At 70.9% G+C, this 3,041-nt stretch carries 2 protein-coding genes and 1 pseudogene; all 3 read left to right on the top strand.

Annotated elements, in window-relative coordinates; translation table 11 throughout:
* Positions 1-219: pseudogene (locus ACWJ6R_RS04640) on the top strand (phosphoenolpyruvate--protein phosphotransferase); the annotation flags it as partial.
* Positions 220-329: 110 nt separating this feature from the next.
* Positions 330-1,646, top strand: a complete 1,317-nt coding sequence (locus ACWJ6R_RS04645) for a glycoside hydrolase family 3 protein (RefSeq protein WP_449060993.1) — start codon at positions 330-332, stop codon at positions 1,644-1,646.
* A gap of 781 nt (positions 1,647-2,427) precedes the next feature.
* Positions 2,428-3,041 (top strand): hypothetical protein (locus ACWJ6R_RS04650; RefSeq protein WP_449060994.1); only part of this gene is annotated, 614 nt, incomplete at its 3' end.

A 3,041-nucleotide genomic window follows, 5' to 3' on the forward strand; every position in this document is an offset into this window, starting at 1 on the left:
GCCGGTGACCCGGTCCTCGCCTGCGTGCTGGTCGGGCTGGGCGCGGCCTCGCTGTCGATGAGCGCTCCCGCGCTGCCCGCCGTACGGGCGGCCCTGGCGCGGCACACCCGGGAGCAGTGCCGGCTCGCCGCACGGGCCGCGCGGGCGGCCGTCTCACCCGCGCAGGCGCGGGAGGCCGCCCGCGCGCACCTGCCGGGCCTGTCCGAGCTGGGACTGTGAGACGGGAGACCGGCGGGAGCTAAAGAGACGGTGAGGAGCCGGGCCGTCCGGTCGCCCGCGCGGATAGCGTGGTCGCCATGGTTCGGTGCATTCGTACGACGGGTCTTGCAGTGATCGTGACGATGGTGGCCGGGTGCGCCGGTTCGGGGGCGGCCTCGCAGGCCTCCGGGGGCTCCTCCGGGGGCCCCTCCGCGGGCAGGGCGAACGAGGCCGCCCCGGCGGCGCGGGAGACGGCCGCCGCCCGGCCGGAGGCGACCTCCGAGGGCTCGGCGCGCTCCTCGTCGGTGGAGGACGTGCTCGCCGGGATGAGCGTCGAGGAGAAGGTCGGCCAGCTCTTCATGCCCGTCCTGTACGGCTCGTCGGCCACCGCCTCGTCCGGGGAGAACCAGGCCCGCTTCGGCGCGGCCACGCCGGCCAAGGTGATCGCCAAGTACCGGCCCGGCGGGGTGATCCTGTTCCCCTGGGCGGACAACGTGAAGAACGTGCGGCAGCTCGTCGCCCTGACCAACGGCATGCAGAAGGCCTCGCCCGGCGTCCCGCTGCTCATCGGCGCCGACCAGGAGAACGGGCCGATCTCCCGGCTCGAGCCGCTGGTCACCGAACTGCCCGCGGCCAAGGTGATCGGCTCCACCGGTGACCCCTCGCTGGCGCGCAGGGCCGCCGAGGTGACCGGGACCGAACTGCGGGCGCTGGGCGTCAACCTCGACTTCGCGCCGGTCGCCGACGTGAACGTCAACCCCCGCAACCCGGTGATCGGCCCGCGCGCCTACGGCTCGGACCCGAAGAAGGTCGCGCCGATGGTCGCCGCCGCGGTCAAGGGCTTCCACGACGCCGGGGTCGCCGCCACGGCCAAGCACTTCCCCGGCCACGGCGACACGAGCGTCGACAGCCACACCGGCCTCCCGGTGATCGAGCACTCCCGTTCCCAGTGGTCGAAGCTGGACGCGCCGCCGTTCGCCGCCGCCATCGAGGCGGACGTCGACGCGATCATGAGCGCCCACGTGGTCATGCCGAAGCTCGACCCGTCGGGGGACCCGGCCACGCTCTCCAAGCCGATCCTGACCGGGCTGCTCCGCGAGAAGCTCGGCTTCCAGGGCGTCGTCTCCACCGACGCGCTGAACATGGCGGGCGTGCGGGAGAAGTACGGCGACGGGGAGGTGGCCGTGCGGGCCGTCCTGGCCGGGGCGGACCTGCTGCTGATGCCGCCGGACTACCCGAAGGCGCACGGGGCGGTGCTGGCCGCGGTGCGGTCCGGCCGGATCTCCGGCAAGCGGCTCGACGAGTCCGTGCGGCGGCTGCTGAAGCTGAAGGCCGCCCGGGGCTTCCTGACGAAGGCCCCGGTGGCCGACCCGGCCGAGGCGGAGCGGGTGCTGCGCTCGGCCGCGCACCGCAAGGTCGCCTCGCTGATCACCTCCAGGGCCCGTTAGGCGCTCGCGCAGGCTCCGGTGCAGGCAGGGGTGCGCCTGCTCCCGGGCGAGCCGGTCGCTTTCGCCAGGATGGGCGGCTGCCTGCCGCTCCTGGACGGGCGGGCCGTTCCCCGTCGCCGCGGAAGTGGTCGTCTTGTCGTGCTCGCGAAGCATCCGTAGGACGGTCGCCGGTGAGGGGTGCCGGCCCTTCTTCTTGCCCTTGGTGATGACGAGGCGGGCGGCAATGCCGTGCAGGCCCAAGCCCTGACTGCGCAGGTGCAGGGTGATTCCGGCACGGGGAGCCCGTGGGCGCACCGGAGGACATCGGGCAGTCGCGTTCTTCCACACGGAGGAAGCCGCCGCCGCTCACCCCGCCAGCGGTTCATATGCGTGTTGCGATCAGCAAGGCGTTTGCACCGGCCTATGAAACACGATCCGCCCTGGGTGACCGCTGCCGAGCGCGGTGTTTCATAGGCGGTCGCCTATGAAACACCGTCCGGCGCGACGCATGGTGCGGCTCGCGAGACCCGCCTCCCCCTCGGACGCCCGGGCCGAAGGCCGGCCAGCCGTCAGCACTCCCGGCGACCGAACAGGAAAGACGATCTTTCCGATTTGACCACTTTCCGCTCTTTATCCGCTACTTATAGGAATCTTGCGAACAAAGGCAGCATATGTGTACCTTCTGATCGTTTGTTTGCTGATCACTCTGAACCGCTGATCCCGGCCTCCGCTGGAGGGGCTGGCGGGGTGGGGTAGCGACGGCGCCAGCTGTCGCGTTGGCTGGTTCGGAGGGTGACGGCGTATGCGCCGCAGTCTGTCGTGGTCGCGTTCAGCAGGCCGAAAGGCCTGGATGACAGCGGTCCTTGCCACGGTGTTGACGCCGGGGCTGCTGGCGCTTCAGGCGCTGCCGGTAACCGCTGTCGTGTCACCCGCCGCGCTGACGTCGAACCCGGTGGACACGCCCGATCAGCTGTCCGGGTCGGCGAAGGACCTTCCTCATCTGGTCGACTCCGAGGTGACGCAGTCCACTGCCACCCCTACGTCAGATACGTCTAACAAGGGCAAGCGCCCCAAGGATGCGCTGCCGTTGGAGAAGCGCCACGAGGTCACGGAGGAGCCGGCGACGGGTGGGCTGAAGTCTCCTCCGCCGCTGCCGTGGGCAGAGCCTGAGCCGGAGAAAGACGCCTCCCGTCAACCAGCGCAGGGCTCTCGGGGAGAAGTCCGAGCACAGAGCACTGGGCTGAAGAGGGTCTCTGCGCCGAAAGTGACACCTCTTGCAGCTCCAAGCTGGCAGGTGGCGGCAGGCGCTCCGATTGCAGGCAAGAGTTTCACAAAGTCGGCTAACACGGCTACAGGTCCGTCGGTGGCGGAGTTGGGTGTCGATGTGGGCACCCAGGGGACGGGGCTGTGGACCCT

It is taken from the genome of Planomonospora algeriensis (assembly GCF_977012225.1).